Below are 22,778 nucleotides of genomic sequence, written 5' to 3' on the forward strand. Positions count from 1 at the left end.
TGATCAAAGAACAGGATTTTCAAGATAAGATTCCAAAGATGAGATTCTAAAGGTTGTACCTGGGGGAAGCTGCAATGTTAAGCGTTGAAGAGCTTGGGAAAAAGCTTACCGAAGCCGGAAGGCTGAAACTGCGCCCTCTGTGCGTCTACGGCACGGATGAGATCCCGAAGGGAGCAGTACCATCGTACGCGGTAGACCGCTGTGTAGCAAAGGCAATATACACTTCTGCCCTCTTTGAAGAGACACCTGCTCTTTACATTGAGGCAAGCCATGAGCAATGCTGTCCCGGCGGGCTTACGTGGATGGGGCTTGCTGAACCGCACCCGAAGCTGAAGTACTTCGTAACCGTAGGCACACCGGACTTCCGGGGTGGAGCTGCTGAACATTTAAAAGCAACCCCGGAACTTTTCGATGAGCAGAAAGAACGTGCCGGGAAAATTACTCCTCACAGCAAATACACAGTTATCGCGCCGTGTACTGATGAGATTGCACCTGAGACTGCCAGCGCCTTTATCCTGTTCGCAGGCAGTGAACAGATCCGAAACCTCTGCGGGCTGGCGCAGTTCAGTAACTCCGACCCTTTCTTCAGGACAATAATACCCGGAGGGCCTGTCTGTGCTACGATGATCGCTTTTCCGGCAGGAATGGCAGAAAATGCACCTGCGGACTCTGCTTATGTCGGACCTGTAGATCCTACAGGAAACTCCTGGCTTCCACCCGAGTTAATGATTATGGGAATCCCTGCAGGGCTCGTGCAGCAGATGGCAGCCGACCTGGGAGATTCCTTTATCTGCAAACGGAGCAGGATAGCGTATCCTGAGAAGCGTATTAGCATAAAGCTTCCTGTTACGGATCTGCCAAAATGAGAATAAAGCATGTCTCGAAATAAAGTATCCTAGCATATACGGAGGAAAAGAAATTATTTAATTAAAGAACCCAATTCTCAGAAAGCCAGAGATCTATTCGTCAGGCGTTTGGAACCAAAATTCCTTCTCCTGCAATTATTTTCCGTTTATCTTACACCCGTCTTCTAACTATCATCAATCCATTTTAGCCATTTTGGTGGTCTTTTTGTCTTCAAAACTAAACCGTGAAACCTTTATCCGTTCTATTGCAGACCTTCTCAGAAAAGCGGAAATCGAGCTTCCCGACGATGTGGTCGAAACCCTCAGGAAAGCCGAAGCCCGGGAAGAAAAACCGGTTGCAAAGTCCCAGCTCCGGGCAATCCTTAAAAACATCGAGCTTGCAAAAAATCATGGAGTTCCCATGTGCCAGGACACAGGCATTATGATCTTTTTTGTCGAACTCGGGACAGAGCTTCAACCGGGCTTTGACCTTGAAGCCGCAATCCGGGAAGCTGCCGTCCTTGCGACCCGGGAAATCCCCCTCCGCCCGAATGCCGTGGACCCCCTGACCCGAAAAAACAGCGGAGATAATACCGGCGCAGGAATCCCGGATATTCACTGGAAACTCGTGCCCGGAAAAGAGCTCAGAGTCACAGTTGCCCCTAAAGGTGCGGGTTCGGAAAACATGAGTGCTCTTCGGATGCTAAACCCGACCGAAACCGGTAGTATCAAAAACTTCGTGCTCGAAACGGTGATTAACGCAGGCGGGATGCCCTGTCCTCCCCTGACGCTTGGCATAGGGATAGGAGGGTCCTTTGACAAAGCCGCAAGGCTTGCAAAAGAAGCCCTGCTAGAACCCCTTGACACCCCCATGAACGAGTTTGAAAAGGAAATCCTGGAAGCAGTAAACGCCCTTGGAATCGGCTGTATGGGACTTGGAGGCAGCACAACCGCCCTTGCCGTGCATGTGAAAACCGCACATTGCCATACGGCTTCCCTGCCTGTTGCCATAAACATCCAGTGCTGGGCGAACAGGCATGCTTCCGTCGTTTTCGGGGGTGAAGAATAATGGAGTACCACCTGCAGACCCCGCTGAAGATTGAGGATATCAAGAAACTCAATGCCGGAGACATTGTTTATATCTCAGGAGAGATCCTGACAGCCCGGGACGAAGCCCATGCAAGAATTCTTGAAATGAAAGAAAAAGGAGAAGAACTTCCGTTCTCCCTTACAGGGGCAGTTATCTACCACTGTGGCCCCCTTATGCAAAAGACAGGAAACGGCGAAAAGGAGGAATGGAAAGTAGTGTCAGCAGGTCCCACAACCAGCGGCAGGATGTCAAAAATGACTCCTCCTCTCCTGAAAGCACATGAAGTTAGGGCGATTATCGGAAAAGGTGGGATGAAAGGGGTCTCAGATGCGTTAAAAAACAGATGCGTCTACCTTGCATATACAGGAGGATGCGCAGCCCTTGCCGCCGAACTTATAAAAGAGGTAAAAACCGTCCACTGGCTTGACCTTGGCATGCCTGAGGCTGTCTGGGTACTCAGGGTGCAGGAGTTCGGGCCTCTCATAGTAGGAATCGATGCAAAAGGGAAAGATATTTTTGCAGAGGTCAGGGAAAAAGCTGAGAAAGTGTATGAAGGAATGCAGAAGTAAAAATCAACGTTTAAGGTAGTGCAGTCCTCAGATGAAGCAATCTTCAGGTAGTACAGTCCTGAAGGTAGTGCAATTTTCCGGCCTGCACCAGTTATCTGAAATCTTTTCAGTTTGTACTTGCATTCCCCGCTAGTACCTGAAAAATAATTTCTCTACCCTGAAAACCATTTGTTAATCAAAGTTAAATATCAGACTTATCCGCCAGCTTGCCTGGCGGCCCTTCCCAAAATTCATAAAAAGAAGAAATGATAGGAAAATAAAGACCGAAATTTCTTACTGTTTGCCTTTCAGGTTCTCTTACTTCCTCACAAGCGTATTCGGTAGCTGTAACTTTTCTTGTTTTCCTCTTTTCCTACTTTTAGGTTCTTTTGTCTCTCTTTTTGCCTTTTTGAGACAGACCGCTCTCCTTCGTCGAGCGGAACACGAACGACACAATAAAGCGAATAAGGTTGTACGGGGAAGGAAAATCTTAATTTATTCCGCTTGAGAGCTGCGAAACAGACATATGCTGCCGAAAATAAACTCAGGTGGGACAGGTGCTTTTAGAAAAGCTTTTGTCCTCTTAACCTTCGCCTCTGCGGCCCTCAAGGTATAATCGCTTTGATGGATCAGGCCCCAGAGGTTCAGCCAGCACCCTGAAGTGTTCAAAAAGTTCTTTTCCCCACCGTACAGCTTTTTCTCCGAAAACGACCATACTATTGTCCTCACTGTCGTCCATTTTTCCGGATGAAAAGTATATAAGGACCATTGTATCGGTTACAGCAACCGTAGGAGGATTAAAATCATTACCCAGTATATACATCTCTGAGTTTTCAAGAAGAAGGAGGGTGTCAAGGTCTTCTTTAAACTCTTCTGCGAGTTTTTCAAAGATTAGCCGAGTAAGTATCACTGAGACCTTCAGTCCTTTTTTTGCGTGCTCCGCACAGATACCCGAGTAGCTCATGTGGAGGCATGAGATGATGAGGAGAAGCTGTTTTGAGCTGCAAAAAGCTTCGGTCACTTCCCTGTACATCGAAGAAACATCATCACCGTGACAGAGCGCCGGGAAACAGACTATAAGTTCTTCCATTAGCTTGAAAAAAACAGGAGGGATTCCTCCGGGTTTAACTCCAGGGCAGTAATCGTAATCGTCTTCAAGCAGCCTGAAAGCTTTAACAAGCGATTCCATTCTTCGGACAAGAATTTTTCCTGTAAGGGAAAGGCTGTATAGATTGCCCTGTTGAACCACAAGCCCGTTTTCTTCCAGCCTTTTGAGCCGGGAAAGGATTGCATCCGGACCGATTCCAAGTTCGGAGTTTATTTCTTCGACTGTCCCGGGTTTTTCTTTTAAAAACAAGAACAGATCTGTCTTCTTGGAAGGCAGAAAGACTGTGACCAGAGAAGAGCTCATCAATTTTACTGCAGAAGCTACGGATATATATCTTTTCTTCAGCAATTATAGTGCCGGTATAAATTGGTTCATATGAAGAAGCGCAAAACCCTGAGTTTTTAAGTTCAGGAGGATAAGCGTCAACTTCTCAACATTCTCCTGATATTGCTTCTGCAAATAAGCTTGTATTCTTAACTATATTATAATATTCGATACTGTCACCACAACCAAAATGCGAAAACCAAGCTGAGGAGTTGGATAACAGGGTATCCTCATACCTGAAGGGATCGGGAACGTCAAGCCGGAGAAAACCAGAAGCTGGAAAGCATCTCAAGTATAATCTCACGTTCATACTCTGTTTTACCTTTGGAACGAGGGGCAGAGCCTGTATGACTCGTCAACATTGGCTGGGAGGAGGATTCAGGAAGCCGCTGAATCTTTAGTTTAGCGGTAGTTCACCAACTTACATACCTCCTTTGCGTCATAGATTTGAAGGATAACTAGCTGTCCATTCTGTAGGGTCAAATACAATTGGACACCCTCCATTTACCCATGAATCTATACCACCCTGAATGTTATACACATTTTTGTAACCCGAATCTGCTATCAACTGGCTTGCAGCAGCGCCTCTGTTTCCTGCTTTACAATAAACGAATACTTTTATATCTTTATTTTTTGGTAATTCATTTATTCTATTCGGCAATAGCTGGCTATCGGATAAATTAACTGGATCATATGCTGGCACATTTTTTAATGGGATCAGTTTTGCTCCTCCTATATGCCCGTGCTTGTATTCAGCAGGGGTACGAACGTCCAGAATGAACACACATTTTTGTTCGAGTATCTCACTGGCAACACAGGGCGTAATATTCTGGTACCCAACTGAAGTAGTATAATCAGTCTCAGTATAATCAATCTCAGTATAATCAGTCTCAGTATAATCAGTCTCAGATACCGCTTCTGCAATGCCCGGGGCAATTATGAGAAGCGCAATAAGAATTGCAAAACCTGGCAAGTATTGTTTATTCAACTAATTCCTCCACTCAAATTGATTCACACTCAAATTGATTCATTCTCACATTCCAACTACATCCTGGAGATTCACCCCGGTAATTGCGGGCGTATCACAATGATTTCAGATGTTTTTGCCTGGATGTTTCCGCTTATGTATGGGCTGGCGCTGCGGCAACAGGAGCTAATGTATCATGCTTGTGGCTTCTGCGCATGAAGAACTTGATGAGCTCATCAACGAGCAGCAGGGCGATGGCAGCGGCGATGCAAATCCGCCACTGGTGCCCGCTCAGGGAGGTCAGGCCAAGGAGGCGCTGCAGGAAGCCGAGCTCGGTCGCCAGGATGGTTATCAACAACGCCATGCCATAGAGTTGCAGCTGGTTTCGATCACGGATAATGTCCCGGTCAAAGGCGGTCTCGGTCTCGCTGCGAACGCTGAGTCCCCTGGAGATGCTGAGTAAGGCGAAAGCCACAAAACCCATAGTAGCCGCCGTGACTGCGCCGGCTGCTTCGAAGATAGCCTCCAGATAGACCGTGGCGATAGCCATCAGGATGCCGAGGAAAGCGATGCGTATCCATTGTGAAGTTGATAGGAGGGGTTGTTTCAGCGGCCGTGGTTTCTTCTTCATCAGGCCTGTGGTTGGCTTGTCAAATCCAAGCGCCATAGCCACCGGGACCGAGATCAGGAAGTTCAGAAACAGGACAACGAGTGCTGCAAACGGGGTTCCCCCGAGTACGAAGAAGAACGCAGCCAGCAGGTAGCATGCGATGTACGCCACCAGCTGTCCCATCTGGAAGCGGACAAAGTTGAACAGGTTATTGTAGATGTGCCGGCCGTACTCCACTGCCTTGACGATGGTGGCGAAGTTGTCGTCGGTCAGGATCATCACCGCTGCATCCTTAGAGACTTCGGTGCCGGTAACGCCCATGGCCACGCCGATGTCAGCTTTCTTCAGCGCAGGGGCATCGTTAACCCCATCACCGGTCATCGCTACGATGTTGTCTTTCTGCTGGAGCAGGGTCACCAGCCGAATTTTGTCCTCCGGGGTCACGCGAGCCACCACACCGATCTGATCCAGCTGTGGCTTCAACTGCTCATCAGGAATGGCGGCAAATTCTGCCCCTGTCAAAGCCTGGCCTTCAATGCCCAGTTCGTTGCCTATGGCGGCAGCTGTCACCGCATGGTCGCCAGTGATCATACGTACCTGGATGCCGGCACTGTGGCAGCTGGCAATCGCATCCTTTGCCTCGCCTCGCGGCGGATCGACTATCCCAACCATCGCTAGAAGGGTCAGATCCTGCACCAGGTCGAGCAGATTACTTTTCGGGTCGAAAGTTGCCGGATCGAAGTCCCGGCGTGCCACGACCATTACCCGCTCCCCGGCAGCTGCCATACGGTCGTTTTCGGCCAGTGCCAGATGACGATTTTCGTCGGTTACTGCGAATGGCTCTCCACCCGGAATCCAGTAATATCCACCACGGGCGATCAACACGTCAGGCGCTCCCTTGACGCAGCAACGCACAACCGGCTTTCCCTGCTCATCGGTCATGTTGTGGAAGGTCGCCATGAACTTATATTCGGCATCAAACGGCACCTCGGCAACACGGGGGAACATCTCTCTTGCGCTGTCAACATGGATGCCTCCCTTCTCAGCCAGCACGATCAGAGCACCCTCGGTGGGGTCGCCAATCAGGGTTTCGCCGTCCAGCCGCGCGTCTGCACACAGTGCCATGGGCAGCAAGACCTGATCAAGGTCGATCCTTTTCCCACCTGCACTCTGTATCTTACCCTCGGTGCTGTAAGGCGCCGTATTCTTCTGCCAAGGCTGGCCGGGCTGAATACCCCTGGTCAGTTTCAACTCTCCTGTGATGCCGTAGCCTTCACCTGTCACATGGTAGCGGTTCTGGCCGGGGATAGTGAACTCTACCGCTGTCATCTTGTTAAGTGTCAGCGTGCCGGTCTTGTCCGTGCAGATGGCCGAGACCGAACCAAGCGTCTCCACCGATGGCAGCCGTTTGACAATGGCATTCTGGGCCGCCAGTTCCCGCGTACCCATGGAATACATGGTGATGACCACAGCCGGCAGGCCTGTGGGGATAGCTGCGATAGCCAGAGCCACACCGGCGATGAAGATGGAGTCCAGGGGCTGTCCGTTGCGGAGTCCCATTATGACCATCAGGATAAAAGCAAGACCTGCCAGCCCTGCAATGATCATTGTCAGCCGGTCGAGCTGCTTCTGTAATGGCGTCTTATCCGCTTTGGTTTTGTTGAGCAGGTCAGCGATGTGGCCCATTTCGGTGCCCATGCCGGTGGTGGTGACGATCATCTCGCCTCGACCACGGGTGACTGAAGTGTTCATATAAGCCATGTTGTGGCGGTCACCCAGGGGCACCTCGGCTCCGTCGATGACCTCGCTATTCTTGGCCGAAGCAACGCTTTCGCCTGTCAGAGCCGCTTCCTCGATTTCCAGTGTTGCCGTCACAAACAGGCGTCCGTCAGCAGGGACTACATCACCCGCTTCCATTAACACGACATCGCCTGGCACCACCTGCGCGATATCTACTTCCTGCGTCACACCATCCCGGCGCACATGAGTGATGTTTTTCATCGTCCCGGCTAGCGCCGCCAGGCTGGCAGCAGCCTTGGATTCGCCGCGCAGGCCCAGCATCGCATTGAAGACAGTCAGACCCACCAGAACCAGCGTGGTCCCCCACTTATCTGTGAATATCTGGTTGATGAGCGCTGCCGCCAGCAGGATGATCTGCATCAGGTCTTTGTACTGCCGCAGGAACGCCTGCCAGCCCGGCTCTTTATTCATCTCCACCAGGTGATTCGGGCCATACTTCTGCAAACGCTGCTGAGCCTCAGCCGCATTCAGGCCCCTGTCCGGATCGACCTGAAGCCGGCTGGCGATTTCTGCGGGCGTAAGTGCGTACCATTCGACATCTGACGCCATCTGGGCCGGACCAGGCGATTCTGTTTGATTGGATGACATGTTCCATCTCCTTGAGTTCTAAAAGTATGGAGGTTTTGATGTCCTCCGGTTTGAGTTGCCCTGCTTTCAGGCGTGGTCTTACCTGTTCTTCTTGCCTTTCGCTTTGGCCTTTACGACAGCTTTATCCTTCCGACCCCCGTCCTCGTTCTCGAGCTCTTCTTTAGCCACAAGCAAAGCCTGTTTCTGCTGCTCACTGACTGTAGGATAGGCCAGGTCGAGTTTTTTCATAGTGCTGTATAGTACGGCAGCAACGGCCAGCCGTGTGAACCACTTATGATCGGCAGGTACGATATACCAGGGTGCCCACTCAGTACTTGTATGGTTGAACATGTCTTCGTAGGCGTCGATATAATCGTCCCAATGGGCCCGCTCTTTTATGTCAGCTGCAGAGAACTTCCAGTTCTTCTCAGGCAACATGGTCCGCTTCAGGAAACGCTTCTTCTGGGCTTCTTTGGACACGTAGAGGAAGAACTTGACGACAATGATGCCGTTGTCGACCAGGTACTTCTCGAAGTTGTTGATCTCTTCGAAGCGCCGTTTCCAGATATCCCTGTCCTTCAATGCGGGCGGGAGCTGCTGGCCGGCGAGGATCTCGGGATGCACGCGCACAACAAGGACTTCTTCATAGTAGGAACGGTTGAAAATCCCGATGTCACCGCGAGCGGGCAGGACCTTGAAGTTTCGCCACATATAATCGTGGTCCCGTTCTTCGCCGGAAGGCGCCTTGAAACTGTAGACATCGACCCCCTGCGGGTTGACCCCCGACATGACGTGCTTGATGGTGCCGTCCTTGCCGGCTGCATCGAGGGCCTGAAGGACCATAAGCAGTGCATACTGGTTCTGGGCCCAGAGCTTGTCCTGCATCTCGGCGAGCATCTGGATACCTCTGGCCAGGATCTCTTTTGCCTCCGCTTTCTTCATCCATCTGCCGGTGAAACCGGGATCATAGTCCTTCCTCAGGTTGATCTTCCTGCCGGGCGGGACCCTCATGAATTCCATCAATGCTTCAATTCTGGCTTCCACATCTTCAATTCTGGTTTCCGCATCTTCAATTCTGGTTTCCGCATCTTCAATTTTGGTTGCCATATTTTGATTCCCCTATTCGTTCCTTGTATTGAACATTCAAGACCTGTCGAATTTCCTATCATCTGGGTGTGTTTGATGCCTCATTCTTTTTTAGAGACCAGGATTTCAGGCGGCAGGAATGCCGAGACGAATATGCCGAATATTGTAACAAGCACCAGCCCCAGGAGGGAAGTTCTTATCCCCTTAATGCGAGCGATTTCGTTGATTCTCAGGATTTCCGCTGCAAGGTCAGAGGGGACACCTTCCAGGGCGGTCTGCAGTTCCTCGTTGCTCAAAAACTGCACATTCTCTTCTACCGCAGATACCAGGTCGGGCTTGAGATCCTCCGGAATGGCAGTACTGTCGTCGATTAAGGTAATGGCTCCGACTGCCAGGCCCGCAACCAGAAGAGAGCCCATAAGCGCAGTCCCGATGGCCATGCCAAGGTTCTGGGAAGTGCCCATCAGGGCAGCCGTCTCGCTTGTCCTTTCGGGAGTTACCTGGGAAAGCACGAGGTTCATCACCTGGGATGCTATAAGCCCCCCGCCTATACCTATCAGGGCAAAGCCGGTCATAAGGCCAAGTCCTCTTACCTCTACGTCAATAGTTGCGATAGCCAGAAAAAGACCCGCGAGAAGTATGACCAGTCCGGCCTGGATGATGCGCTTCGAGGCAATGAAGATGGAGAGCCGGGATGCCGTTAGTGAGGCTATCAAAAGCGGTATGGAAAGAGGCAGGTAGACAAAGCCGGTCTGCATCGCGTTTAAGCCCAGGACGATCTGAAGAAAGAGAGCCATGCTGAACAGGAAACCTCCGAAAAGGAGGGTCTGGACCATCTGGGTGAGAATTCCCGATGTGACCCTGCGGTCCCTGAGCACGTCGAGCCTTACGAGCGGCATTCCCCCGCTGCTAATGAGATGGCGTTCCCAGGCGGCAAAACCAAGCAGGATAACGACTCCTGCTGCAATGAATACGGGAGTTGGGGAAAGGCCGAACGGGGAAATTTCAATCCCTGCTATTGAAAAAGTCTGGCGTGCCTTCCACCAGCCGTAGGTCCCTGCCATCAATATACCAAAAACGATAAGTCCCATTCCCAGCGCGGAGAGAATAGACCCGATTACATCCAGCTTCGGTTCTTCTCCGGCCTTAAGAGGCGCATCCAGGATAGCGCGGCTTAAAGCCAGGACAATGATCACTATCACCACCTCTCCAGCAAAGGCAAGCCGCCAGGTGTATGCGGTTGTGAGCCAGCCTCCTATGATAGGGCCAAGAGCAATTCCGCTTGCAACGATTCCCCCAATTATCCCATAAGCAATGGCGCGATCTTCCCCTTCGTAGTTTGAGGTCACGAGAGTCTGGATGGCAGGCATGACAAGGGTTGCCCCCAGTCCTTCAAGGATCGACCAGCCCACAAACAGTACACCTATTGTCGGGCTGATCGCCGTCAGGAGTGACCCCACCCCGTATATCACCAGTCCGAGCCTGAATGCTCGTTTTCTCCCAATGATATCTCCGATTTTGCCCCCTGTGATCATAAAGGATGCCATAACAAGCGCATACAGAGTAATAGCGCCCTGGACGGTAGTTACGTTCGTATTGAAGTCACTTATAAGTGCTGAAATCGAAACGTTCATGATTGTGGTATCAATAACGAGCACGAACATTGCAAGCACTAGTGCAACAAGTACGGTCTTTCTCTCGATGTTACTGCCTCCTGTGAATTAGAGCAATAGTGAACATCTTCGGCAGATAAGCTCCCTTCATCCTTTCACAACCAGAGCTTTTCTCAGAGAATTAAAGCAGGAGCAGAAAGTCAGGAACCTTTTCTAATCCCCCTGGAAATCATCATCTACTGTCCTCCATCTCCACTCCTGCCTTCATCTTCACTTCTCAATCCCTTCCGAATGTTTCCCTCACCCCGGGTAGCATTATGTAGATAAGAACAAGGGCGTTAACGATAACTGACAGGTTAACATCATACCATGAGCCTCCGGTAATCAGCACCACAAAAGCCAGGCACAGATTAAAGACTGAAATGACAGCCAGGAAGAGCCATGCTTGCGGGTCTACCTGCCAGAGCATCTGAGCCACCCAGGCCCATATGTAGGCAAGCAGGCCATACAAGAGGGCATACCAGAGGTTGAAAATACGGATGTTCACAGGCCCGAGAAAAGGCAAAAATCCAAGAAAACGAAGCATTGCAATACCGTTTAAAAATGCCAGCAATACAGCTACAAAGGTCAGAATAGTAACACCAACAGGTCTTTCCATATTTTTGTCTCCTTATTTTTGTCTCGAAAAATTCCTTCATCAGGTTCGCATATTTAACCCTCCGATGGCTACCCTGATTCCCGAGAATAAGGAACAGCACGGATATCCAAGGAAGAAAAAGGCTCCTGCCAGAGAGTTGCCTGGCAGGAACAAAAATGGATTATTGGATCACATTAGTTCCCAATCCCTATCCCGGTTTAATCTGTCCCGAATGCCTCTCTCACTCCAGGCAGCATAACGTAGATGAGGATAAGGGCGCTAACAATTACTGAAAGGTTAACGTCATACCATGAGCCGCCTGTAACCAGCACCACAAAATCCACGCACAGACTAAATATCGAGATAACAGCCATAAATATCCAGCCCTGCGGATTTACCTCCCAGAGCATCTTGGCCACCCACGCCCAGATATAGGTCAGCAGGCCGTACAATAGGGCATACCAGAGATTGAAAATACGGATGTCCAGAGGCCCGACAAAGGGAAAAAAACCAAGAAAACGAAGCGTTGCAATACCGTTTAAAATTGCCAACAATACAGCCAGAAGTGCCAGAATAGTAACGCCAATAGGTCTTTCCATATTTTTGTCTCCTTATTATTTGTCTCCTTATGTTTGTCTTCTTATGTTTGTCTCGAAAAACCCCTTCTTCAGGTTCGCATTTTCAGTCCTCCGATAATTCCTCCAATCCCTCCGATAATGAGGAAAAACCCGAATACCCACGGTAGAACCAGAGCTCCTACCAGAGAGTTGTTTAGAAGTAGCAGCCCGAGGATTATGGTAACGATACCAAGAATTCCAGTCCCCCATCCTCCTCCCTTAAATCCCAGAAAAAGTTTTACAGCACCGGTGATTATAGCCCATACCCCTATGAAAATAATGAAGAGTGTGAGTACTATGAAAGGGCTGTAAATAGGGTATATCAATACGAGAATTCCTACAATAATGCCCAGTATACCTGCAAGCAGTTTCCATAATCGGTTCCCTGAGAATACGAATGCCCCTAAAACGGAAAGGATCCCACCTGCCAGCCAGAAAATGCCCAGGACCTGTATGAGAAAGATAGTGGTTACTGCAGGGTTGTATATCAGGAATAAACCAACGATAATTGCGATAATCCCTTCCAGAAGAACCACCCACCATGGTACTCCCAGTACTCCATACCCTACCTCACTGCCTGGTTGTTCTTCAACTTCAACTGGTTGTTCCATATAATCCATCTCCCTAATTTTTTAGTGCCCCAGCCAATTTTCCACTATTGGAATACAGGCATGAGCACAGCTAAAGAGACATCACCCATCCTGAGCAGAAATATCCTGTTTTCGGATAATTTCCGGTACACTCAGGAATCAGCCAGAATCAAAGAGAAGACAGTCTTCCCCCTCCACAAAGCAGAGCATCTCTTCTTTCCGGGCGTTCATTGATGGAATTCACACCTGTACGGCTTGCCCACAATTAATCAGAAGATCTCATTGTGAAAGTCTCTGATCAAGTGCAGCTTTTCCATCATTGAAAGCCCCGACATGACGCAGGCTGAAATAAAGTATTATCTATCACTGCAACATATGAAGACAGGATTCTGCTGGGATCTTAATTTCAGTGTTAATTTCAAGACCAATTTCAACTTCAAGATTGATCCCTTCTTTACATTCTCCTGATGATGAAGCAATGATATGATTGTTTATATACAAACCATTAGATATAAAATAACTTATTATTAATTCTCAAAGAAGACTCTTTTATCCGGAATTCCGTCAGCTTGCCGGGAAGTTATTCAAAAAAAGGAAAAAGGAATGATTAAAGAGAAAGAAGAAAGAGACGGAAGTAGCCTGAAAATACCAGTATAAAACAGTAAAAAGTAGAACTAGATTATTATTTGCCTTTTATCTTCATTTCCCTCTTCTTACTCTCGAGAAAGCAGCTCTTCTGCATCTCTTTATTTTACCATTGTTTTTAAATTATTCCTCTTAAGCGAGCAAAGCAAGCGAAAAGGACTTCGTGCTGTTGCGATTACATCACAACTAAAAGAAAAATCATAGATTTTTCTGTCCCGAAGCAAAACTCGGAAAGCAAAACTCGGAAAGCAAAACTCGGGTGGCTCAATTCGGGGTGATACCCCAAAATTGAAAAACAAATCAAAATCAAAGTTAAAAAAGAATCAAAACCGAATTGAAGAATAAAAGAGTTTGAGGTTAAGGTTTTTCAACCTGAACCTCTTCTCGCGAACTCCCATCAGACTTTTTTCCGTTGTCTGCAGATCATTTTCTTTCCCTTAGTTGAATATCGGGAGAATCCCAGATTTCAGCCTCGAAGAAGTAATATTCCCCGTCTTCTCCGGCGATTGCTGTTTCAAAGGAAGTCCAGGATTCGTCAGTGAACCTTTTCAGGACGACCGTGGAGATATCTGCGTTATTTTCTTCAATCCAGGATTTTGAAACTCTGAATTCTATAACTGCCTTATTGATATTCCCGGAGTTTTCAAACTCTTCGCTGCCTGCCAGAAGATTCATACTCTGAGAAATTTCAAAACCTGGGGAGACAGCATAGTCCAGTTCGTCTTCCGGTTCGTCTTCCTGTTCACTGTCAATAGCCGAAGCTTCCTCTTCGAACCTTTCATATCCAGAAGGTATCCTTGTGGAATACTTCCAGGGTTCAAAGACGATTTCAGTGATTCCAGTTTCGGAGTTGCCGAGAATGGACTCTATTTTCGAGTCTGAAACATCTTCTTGCGAGGCTTCAACTGCCCAGAAGTTTTCTGCGGGCTCTGCTGAAGTATCGGTATCATCCTCAAGATCCTGCCCTTCCGAATCATTATCCTCAGGCTGAGCCGGACAATCGAAAAGCCAGGTTACCGGCAGATAATCCTGGCTGCCTGTGTAATTACTGATTACATAGGGAGTGTCCCCTATTCCGTCCCCATTGGAGTCCTGACCTTCATAATCACTCCAGTAGTTCCCGATTTCGGAACTGTTCCAGGTGTTCAGGTATTCATCCTCAACGTTCTCCGTGTTGTTGAAGTAGTTCCTGTAAATGAGGTTTCCGTAACTTTCATCAATCAGGATACCTCCATCATTGTTTGCAACGACGTTCGACACGAGGGTATTGGCATTTGGCCTTATTTTGTCTCCACTGCCTGTGCTGTCGTCCATCAGATAGAACCCGTATATGTTGTCGAGGACAGTGTTGTTGCTTAAATTGTTGTATTCAGACATCCAGAGTAAAATGCCTATTAAGTTCGAACCGGCATTGCTTTCATTAACGCTGCTGTTTTCGGAAACCCACATTGAAAGGCCGTAATAGTTTAAGTCTGCAGTATTTGTGTCCAGGGTGTTATTGCTTGAAAATGTCAGGTCTAAGCCGTAAATATTTTCCGAGGCATAGTTATTAATTAATCTATTATTGTCCGAAGCCTCCAGATAGATGCCTTCAAAGTTATCATTTGCCAGGTTTCCCGTAAACGTGTTATTTCCGGACCTATAAGCATAAACTCCGTAGAAATTGTCCGAGGCACTGTTGTTAAGCAGGCTGCTGTTCTCGGAAAGCGCCAGACAGATTCCGTACCCGCCATCAGAGAGGATGTTGTCTTCAAAAGTGGTATTTTCCGAACTTAAAACGAAAATGCCGGCATCGTTGTTTGAGGCAATATTGTTAGCAAGCAGACCGCCCTCAGCATTTTCGAGATAGATCCCGTAAAGGTTGTCCGATACTCTGTTATTTTCCAGCCTTGCTTCGCGTGTATTTTCGAGATAAATCCCGCACAGGTTATATTCCAGGGAAAGGTCCCTGACCGAAACATTCTGGCAGGAAACGAAATAAACGGTGCCTGCATTCGAGCTTGAATTAAGTTCGATTCCGTCTCTATTTACAAAGAAATAAATCGGCTTGCCGTCAACAAGGTTATTCGTTTCTATCCTGTTTGGCTCAAGCACCCCTCCGGCTCCGAAGTTAAAATAGTTGTCTGACATCGTGTTGTTCCGGAGCGTATTTCCCCAGGAACTGCTCAGGTAAAGCCCGTACAGCTTGTTGGAATCTGCGGTGTTGTTCTCAACGCTGTTTTCACAGGCGTTTTCAAACAGGATACCGTAGTCCCCATTTGAAACCGCACTGTTGTTTGCGATTTTACCGTACCCGGAATCCAGGAGATACATTCCTATGTCGTTATCTTCAAGGGTGTTGTTTTCAAGCAGGAAATTGCTTGTGTTGCAGAGGACAAGTCCCCAGTAGTTGTTTTCGAGGGCCAAGTCCCTGACAGTCACATTCTGGCAGTCGATACAGAAAACCGTCCCCGCCCCGAAAGAAGCATTTATTTCCAGGTCGCTTTTTCCGACAATGTGGTAAACAGACTTGCGGTTAACGGTATTACTCTTATCGATATCGTTTATGGAGGAAAAGTCTGTAATTTTCAAATTATATTTATTGTTCACCATTTCATTGCGGCGGAGCCTGTTATCCCCCGAAGCTCGAAGACAGATCCCGTACCCGTTTGAAATAGCTTTGTTCCGGAAGAGGGTATTGTTAGGGGAATCGTACAGATAGATCCCTGTATGGGTGTTTGAGATAGCATTGTTTGCCTGCACCGTATTGTCGGATGAGCCGTACATGCAAATCCCGAGCAGGTTATCTGTAAGAATATTGTTACAGATATTGTTTCCTCTGACATTGTAAAGGAGGATTCCGCAATTGGACAAAATGCTACCTGAATAATCACCTGCTCCGATTATGAAAAATCCGCTGATATTTACGGAATCGGCAGTAACATAAAACACAGAATCTTCCTGTTTATCGGACTGGACAACGGTGGCTTCAGGCCCGCACTCGGAGCGGATTGTCAGGGGCTTATCTACATTCACAGTTTCGCTGTACCAGCCATCGCGGACAATAATTGTTGAACCGGCGGTTGCCCTGTCCACTGCTTCCTGAATGGAAGAATAAGTGTTGGAGGAAGTACCGCATACATTGTCATCGTCAACATAAAGGATCACAGCCTGCTTCCCTACGGAAACACAGTCAATCCTGGAAGTGCCGTTAGCCCCAAATTCGTTTTCCACGGAAAGGGTTACAGTGTAGAGCCCCTCCTCGGAGTACGAATGTACCGGGTTTTGTTCGGTTGAATTGCTGCCATCCCCGAAGTCCCAGCTCCAGGCTGAAGGGGAATTCCTGCTTGCATCAATGAAACTGACCGCAAGTGGGGAAGCTCCCGAAGTAACATTAAGTACAAAAGCCGCTTCCGGAGCAACGTCCCTGTCAGTAAATGCCTTTATACAGGCGTTTGAGTTTTCAAGGATAGAAGAGAGGTCAACCCAGCTGATACCGTCAGGGCTGACATAACTTTCCCCTGCACCGGAGGAGGCCTGGCTGCTGTAACCATCTATCGGGTACTCCAGAGCAACAGGATATCCGTATTCAGGAGCACTGAACCTGAGTAACACCGAGAAATTCTGCCCTTTAGTGAGGGGAACTCCCTGATCCAGCCGGACAGTATGATACCCGGCACAGGTAAATGTCCCTTTCTCGGATGCTTCGGGGCCCTTGGGGTTTATAGGCCCGGAAATCGGATCGGTATAAATATAAACCTCATACTCAGCACCGGAATCCGTTGTATAGAAACTGACAGCACTGAGCGTCTCATTTTCTCCTGCTGCGAAAATATTGGCAGTCCAGGCAAAGGATTTTTGGGCATACCCGAAGCTGCTGACCCAGCCCAGAGGGTCATACTGGTATATGGAATCATAGTCGTCAAGACTCTCTGCGGTGTAAATGGCATTATCCGTGCCTATTTTCGAGTCATAATAAGAAACATAGAAATAACCTTCATCTCCCCAGTCAGATCCCCAGGAATTCTTTACAATAAAAGCGCCATCTCCCGGAGCAGCCGGATTGAATTTGTTTTTATCAAAGGAGTCGTCCCAGCCGACAATAGCAACAAGGTGATTGGAAAATTCCTCATCAGGATAATAATAACTGTTGTTAAAGGAATTAAAATAGGCAAGATCAATATAAATTGTGGAGGCAACTGCTCCGTATTCTTGCAGAGCCCGCTTGATGTTCTCGTTGTCCAGAGCCCCCTGCCTGTCCGGAATAAACAGAACTTCCTGAACATGTTTTACTGTTGGAAGCCCGTCCGGAGAAAGAATGGAATGGGAGTCATAGAGGTCATCCGTTTCAACAACAGGCCCGCTCCAGCGGGTGAGGTAAGCTACTGACATCAGGGTGACTCCACCTTCGTAATAATCAAAACTCTCGGGATAATAGGGTGTGAGCAGATTTTTCATATTGTTTTCCGAAAAATCCCAGGTTTCCGAGGGGAGCAGGTAAGATTCAAGCGAGGAATAGGCCCCGTGAGCCCAGCAGCTTCCCGAGTCTTTCTGATCTTTTACGGGGCTCACTTTCCCAAGCTCCCGAAGGTCGTAGAAAGGCTCAAAAGAGCCGGAGTCTTCCGCATCTTCAAGCGCTTTAAGGTGAGAAAGATCCACAGGGGCAGGGTTCAGCCCAGTAGTATGAACTACAGTCTTCTGTTCAGGCTCAGTTTCTGATTCTGTTTCGGAAGTCAATGAACTTCGGACGGAAAAAATCAAATCATCAATGTTTTCCATTTCATCCATTTGTTCCCGATATTCCAGAAATTCAGGGTTTACGGGAGCAAGAGAATAGTCTGCCCCGGAACTTCCTTCTGCAACCGGGTTTGCTGTCAAAGTCAACTGTTCAACGGTTTCACTTTCTTCAGCCTCAGCTGAACCTGCTGCCGCAAGCCCCAAAATAAGGATTAACGAAAGCAATAGCCTGATAGTAATATTCATATTTCTCATGAAAAACCTCCCTCAAGTAAGAAAAAGGCGGGCTTGTTTTCACAACCTGCCGGAGTTTTAAACATTGTTTTTAACAGGCACCTCTCTGTCAAAGGAAATGAAAAGGCTCAGGCATTTAAACGAAACAATAAGACCTGGATGCCGGGATAGTCCCTTGCATACCGGCTTGAAATCTGCCTGAAAATATAAAGAAATACAAAAATTGCATACCACAGTTTAAAATGTGCAATATTTTATTAAAGTGAGGAAGTAAAACAGTGAGAGGTATAAATAAGTTCCGAAATTTTTGTGCAACGACAAAAGAAAGCCCCTGCTAAAGGAAAAATCAAAAATAAGGGCATATAAGGGAGTATCAGAGTTAGTAAATATGGAAAACTCAGGGAAGGGTAAGGTAAGTGAAGCAGCCTGGTACCGGCCGTGTGGCTTTGCAGCAAAACCGCGCAGAAAGACGTAAAACATATAAGTCCCGCATCCCAGAGGATCAATGATGAATCCGACAAATAGCCGGGACGTTCCCCTATACATCTACCATGCCGGGCAGTGTGACCCGAAGAAGTGCACGGGAAGAAAAATGGCACGTTTTGAGCTTGCCCGCCTTTACGATAAGATTTCAAGGCTGCCCAGATCCGCGATTTTGCTTGACCCGATGGCAGAGAAGGCTCTCTCGCCAGCTGATGACCCGAAGAAAGGAATTATAGTGCTTGACTGCTCCTGGGAAGAAGTGGAAAGGGTATTTCCCGAACTGGAAAAGCTGAACCTGGAACACAGGGCTCTTCCTTACATGCTTGCAGGCAATCCGGTGAACTTCGGAAGGCCTTTCAAACTCAACTCTGCAGAGGCTTTTGCAGCCGCCCTGTACATTTTAGGCTACAAAGAACAGGCCGAAAAAGTCATGTCCAAGTTTAACTGGGGGCACAGTTTTCTGGAGCTGAACAGGGAGCCCCTTGACGAATACGCCACTGCAAAAAACAGCTCCGAGATTGTGGAAATCCAGAGCCACTATATCTGAAAGCAGCTCCGTTTAGAGAAAAGAAAAAGTAGTAAAACAGGAGGGAATACAGTGAAACCGCAAGTAAGGACTCAGATCGGGGTAATAGGAGCCGGGACCTGCAGCATGGAGACGCGAACCCTTGCAGAAGCTGTGGGACGAGAGATTGCAAAAAAGGGAGCCATCCTGCTCTGCGGAGGCCTGGGGGGAGTAATGGAAGCTGCAGCGAAAGGGGCAAAACTTGAGGGAGGCATGACCACAGGAATCCTGCCCGGAATCCTGAGAGAGGAAGCAAACCCCTGGATAGATGTAGCCGTGCTCAGCGGAATGGGACATGCCAGAAACGCCCTTATAGCCCAGTCCTCAGATGCTCTGATTGCGGTTGACGGGGAGTATGGTACACTTTCGGAAATAGCTTTCGGCCTTAAGATGGGAAAGCCTGTGGTATTGCTGGAGTCAAAATGGAAAATCGAAGGTACGAAGAGCGCAAGAAGCCCGCTGGAGGCTGTGGAACTCGCTTTCAGGCTCATTGAGGAAAGGAAAAAAAGGGAAAAAATAGGGCGAAAAAAGAGCGAAAAATAGAGAGAAACTGGAAAACATTAGAAAAAAATTATGAAAAATTATGAGTGAAGTGGAATCGGGAAAAAGGAAAAAAACAGGCAAATAAAGAAAAATCAGGAATATCCGAACCTGATTATAGTTCCGGATAGTAGAATATTCTGAGTATTTGATCCATAAATTTATATCACAAAAGGAAACTTCAAGAATTAGGAGGCAGGCTTCGACTCATACTGGCAGGAGTTCAGGGGTACGCCAGTATTCCTCCATAAAATGTAAGAAAAGTTATATCGGAGTTTTAAATGCACCTTATCGTAACGGAAAAAAATATAGCAGCAAGGAGGATAGCTGCGATTCTGGCTCCAAAAAGTCCTAAGAAGGAAAGAGTCAGCGGAGTAGACGTATACCGGTACGAGCTTGGAAAAGGCAAAAGCAGGCAGGAGACTGCAGTAGTAGGGCTTTCCGGGCATATTGTCGGGATAGATTTTCAAAAAGAGTACAACAACTGGCAGAAGGTTGATGCCAGAGCCCTGATCGACGCTGAGATTACGACGACTCCAATCAACCGGAAGATAGTGACCGCTTTAAGGACCCTTGGAAAAGAAGCAGATAGGGTCACAATTGCAACTGACTACGACCGGGAAGGGGAACTGATAGGAGTCGAAGCTCTGAATATCATAAAGAAGGTGAACCCGGAGGTACCTTTTGACAGGGTCCGCTACAGTGCAATCACCCCAAAAGCAATTGATGCAGCATTTACAAACCCTACAAGTGTTGATTTTGACCTTGCCGATGCAGGCCACTCCAGGCAGGTTATTGACCTGGTCTGGGGAGCTGCCCTTACCCGATATATTTCCCTTGCAGCAGGCAGGCTCGGGAAAATGTTCCTATCCGTTGGAAGGGTGCAATCCCCAACCTTATCACTTGTAGTCGACAGGGAAAAAGAGAGAAATATTTTTGTTCCTACTCCTTACTGGGAAATCCACGTCGAACTTGAAACAAAAGCAGGTGAGACTTTTTCAGCCCAGCACTCAACCCGCCGTTTCCTGGACAAAGAGGAAGCTACAGCGGTCTTTAAGAAACTGGGAAAAAAAGCCGAATTAAAAGAGATAGAAAAGGGCACAAAAAGTGACCTGCCCCCGACCCCATTTAATACTACAGGCTTTATCAGCGCGGCAAACTCAATCGGGCTCAGCCCTGCAAACGCCATGCGTATAGCCGAATCCCTCTACACTAACGGGTATATATCTTATCCCAGGACCGACAATACGGTTTATCCCGAAACCCTTGACCTCAGGGCTCAAATTGAAATCTTTACGGAAGGGCCTTTTAAGGAGTTCGCAGACGCCCTGCTTGAGAAAGCCGAACTTGTTCCCACCCGCGGGAAAAAAGAAACAACAGACCACCCCCCTATCTATCCGGCGTCCCTTGCAAAGGAATCCGAGTTAAAAGAAGAGGAATGGAAGGTCTACGAGCTTGTGGTCAGGCGCTTTTTTGCAACCTTCGCAGGACCCAGCACCTGGGAGACCATGCGCCTGAGACTCGAAATCAATGCCGAAGAGTTCAGGGCAAACGGAGCAAGATTGCTGGAACCGGGATGGCGCTGGTATTACCCTTACAATGTCCCTGAAGACAGGCTGTTTCCGGAACTCAGCGAAGGAGAAATCCTTAAAGTCATAAAAAAAGAGATGCTGGACAAAGAAACCCAGCCACCCGGCCGTTACGGGCAGGGCAGGCTGATCAACATAATGGAAGAGCTGGGTCTTGGCACAAAAGCTACCCGCCATGAGATTATCAGCAAGCTCTATTCCAGGGCATATATCCACGGAAACCCGGTACAGCCCACAAATACCTCTTTTGCCGTGGTGGAAACTCTTGAAAAATACTCGCCTACGATCACAAAACCGGACATGACAAAGCTGCTTGAAGAAAATATGGACCTGATCGCAGAAGGCAAAATTAAAGAGGACACTGTCCTTGAAGAGTCCAGAGAAATGCTCCAGCAGGTATTTTCGGAACTCGACAAAAACAGGGACAAAATCATAGAGTCCCTGCAGGCAGGTCTCAGGGAAGACAAGATCATAGGCAACTGCTCCTTATGCGGAAACGAACTCATGATCCGCCGCTCGAAAAGAGGAAGCCGCTTTATAGGCTGCAGCAATTACCCTAACTGTACCTTCTCCCTCCCCCTACCAAAGAGCGGCCAGATCGTGGTTACAGACAAGCAATGCGAGACACACGGCCTGCACCACATCCGCATAATTAATGCCGGAAAACGCCCCTGGGACCTCGGCTGCCCCCAGTGCAACTTTATCGAATGGCAAAAAACCCAGAAAGAAAAGCAGGCCCAGCAGCCGAAAAAAGAAAAGCCCAAGACAATTAAAGACATCGAAGGCGTGGGAAAAGCCACTGCAGGAAAACTGGAAGAAGCAGGGATCACAAGCGTGGAAGCCCTGGCAGAAGCCGATCCCATAGAACTCGCAAAAACAATAAAGACCAGCGTAAAAAAGGTCAAAACCTGGCAGATCTCATGTAACGGCGGCATAGTTGAGGACCTATAAACTGAGGGCTTCTGAAAATAGAGGGAATTTGTAAAAAAAGTCCTTAGTATACCTGAATTGTGCCTTGCGCTGGTTCCACTTCCCGAGTTTCGCTTCGGGAGCACGAGGTCCTTTTCGCTCGCTTTGCTCGCTCAAGAGGACTAATTGCCAAGGGGACTAATTGCCAAGGGGACTAATTGCTATACTTCTTACATGTACAACCTTATTCGCTATACCGAGTCATTCTTGTCACGCTCGACGCAGAAGAGCGGTCTTTCCCAAAAAGACACGATAGAAGAAGAGTAAAAGCAGATAATATCTACTTCTGCTTTTTACTTCTATATAATTGAATTTTCAGGCTTCTTCCTTCTACCTTCGTTCTACGTCTACTTCTATCTTCTTTCTGTAAAGTGCCGTCAGATAAGCTTGCAGAGGCGCTTATATTTTAACCTGTGGATTTTAAATGAGGCTACCCAGGTAACGAAAAATATTCTTCAGACAGGGAAGGCAGGAAGCCGAAGAGTTTTACTGTCTTGTGTTAGCATCCCATTATTGCAACGGTGGCCCACCATGGGAATATTCAGTAGAATCCAGGACCGCCAGCCAGTAGAAATCGCTGAAGCTTTGAGGAGTTAATGGGAAATAAGTCGGGTTCTTCGTGCTGCCCGAGCGAG

Annotated in this window: 15 protein-coding genes; 6 read left to right on the forward strand and 9 right to left on the reverse strand. The window is 48.0% G+C overall.

Annotated features, from left to right (window positions below; translation table 11 throughout):
• The first annotated feature begins 74 nt into the window (after window positions 1–74).
• From MA_RS12980 to MA_RS12990, 3 genes are all read left to right on the forward strand, one after another.
• The gene (locus MA_RS12980; protein WP_048065422.1) at window positions 75–866 is read left to right on the forward strand and encodes a DUF169 domain-containing protein; all 792 of its coding nucleotides are present in this window, start codon (window positions 75–77) and stop codon (window positions 864–866) included.
• A 205-nt stretch (window positions 867–1,071) separates the two neighbouring features.
• Entirely contained in the window at window positions 1,072–1,914 is an 843-nt protein-coding gene (locus MA_RS12985) for a fumarate hydratase (protein WP_048065423.1), read from the forward strand.
• The gene (locus MA_RS12990) at window positions 1,914–2,504 is read left to right on the forward strand and encodes a FumA C-terminus/TtdB family hydratase beta subunit (protein ID WP_011022469.1); all 591 of its coding nucleotides are present in this window, start codon (window positions 1,914–1,916) and stop codon (window positions 2,502–2,504) included. The genes MA_RS12985 and MA_RS12990 overlap by 1 nt, the downstream gene beginning before the upstream one ends.
• Window positions 2,505–3,066: 562 nt before the next feature.
• Here the strand turns inward: MA_RS12990 and MA_RS12995 are convergent.
• From MA_RS12995 to MA_RS13035, 9 genes are all read right to left on the reverse strand, one after another.
• Window positions 3,067–3,894 (reverse strand): helix-turn-helix transcriptional regulator, encoded by an 828-nt coding sequence (locus MA_RS12995; protein WP_048066364.1) that lies wholly within the window; start codon window positions 3,892–3,894, stop codon window positions 3,067–3,069.
• 460 nt (window positions 3,895–4,354) lie between these two features.
• Window positions 4,355–4,903: a rhodanese-like domain-containing protein gene (locus MA_RS13000; protein ID WP_011022471.1), complete on the reverse strand. Its 549-nt coding sequence runs from the start codon at window positions 4,901–4,903 to the stop codon at window positions 4,355–4,357.
• Window positions 4,904–5,036: 133 nt separating this feature from the next.
• Complete coding sequence (locus tag MA_RS13005; RefSeq protein ID WP_011022472.1) at window positions 5,037–7,880, reverse strand: cation-translocating P-type ATPase; 2,844 nt, start codon at window positions 7,878–7,880, stop codon at window positions 5,037–5,039.
• Window positions 7,881–7,958: 78 nt separating this feature from the next.
• Window positions 7,959–8,966 carry a polyphosphate kinase 2 family protein gene (locus tag MA_RS13010; protein ID WP_011022473.1) on the reverse strand — a complete coding sequence of 336 codons (1,008 nt, stop codon included), beginning with the start codon at window positions 8,964–8,966 and terminating at the stop codon, window positions 7,959–7,961.
• A gap of 80 nt (window positions 8,967–9,046) precedes the next feature.
• Window positions 9,047–10,609, reverse strand: a complete 1,563-nt coding sequence (locus MA_RS13015; protein ID WP_048065424.1) for an MFS transporter — start codon at window positions 10,607–10,609, stop codon at window positions 9,047–9,049.
• A gap of 226 nt (window positions 10,610–10,835) precedes the next feature.
• A complete protein-coding gene (locus tag MA_RS13020) occupies window positions 10,836–11,216 on the reverse strand; it encodes a hypothetical protein (RefSeq protein WP_011022475.1) in 381 nt (126 codons plus the stop codon).
• 197 nt (window positions 11,217–11,413) lie between these two features.
• Entirely contained in the window at window positions 11,414–11,794 is a 381-nt protein-coding gene (locus MA_RS13025) for a hypothetical protein (RefSeq protein WP_011022476.1), read from the reverse strand.
• A gap of 68 nt (window positions 11,795–11,862) precedes the next feature.
• The gene (locus tag MA_RS13030) at window positions 11,863–12,423 is read right to left on the reverse strand and encodes an HdeD family acid-resistance protein (protein ID WP_048066367.1); all 561 of its coding nucleotides are present in this window, start codon (window positions 12,421–12,423) and stop codon (window positions 11,863–11,865) included.
• 1,047 nt (window positions 12,424–13,470) lie between these two features.
• Window positions 13,471–18,018, reverse strand: coding sequence for a NosD domain-containing protein (locus MA_RS13035; protein ID WP_011022478.1), 4,548 nt, complete (start codon window positions 18,016–18,018; stop codon window positions 13,471–13,473).
• A gap of 487 nt (window positions 18,019–18,505) precedes the next feature.
• Here MA_RS13035 and MA_RS13040 point away from each other — a divergent pair, with 487 nt between their 5' ends.
• The 3 genes from MA_RS13040 (at window position 18,506) to MA_RS13050 (ending at window position 22,125) form a co-directional block, all read left to right on the forward strand.
• Entirely contained in the window at window positions 18,506–19,027 is a 522-nt protein-coding gene (locus MA_RS13040; RefSeq protein WP_048065425.1) for a DUF367 family protein, read from the forward strand.
• Window positions 19,028–19,078: 51 nt separating this feature from the next.
• Complete coding sequence (locus MA_RS13045) at window positions 19,079–19,588, forward strand: TIGR00725 family protein (RefSeq protein ID WP_011022480.1); 510 nt, start codon at window positions 19,079–19,081, stop codon at window positions 19,586–19,588.
• A gap of 278 nt (window positions 19,589–19,866) precedes the next feature.
• Window positions 19,867–22,125, forward strand: a complete 2,259-nt coding sequence (locus tag MA_RS13050) for a DNA topoisomerase I (protein ID WP_011022481.1) — start codon at window positions 19,867–19,869, stop codon at window positions 22,123–22,125.
• Window positions 22,126–22,778 lie beyond the last annotated feature (653 nt).

This window comes from Methanosarcina acetivorans C2A (assembly GCF_000007345.1).
Lineage (GTDB): Archaea > Halobacteriota > Methanosarcinia > Methanosarcinales > Methanosarcinaceae > Methanosarcina > Methanosarcina acetivorans.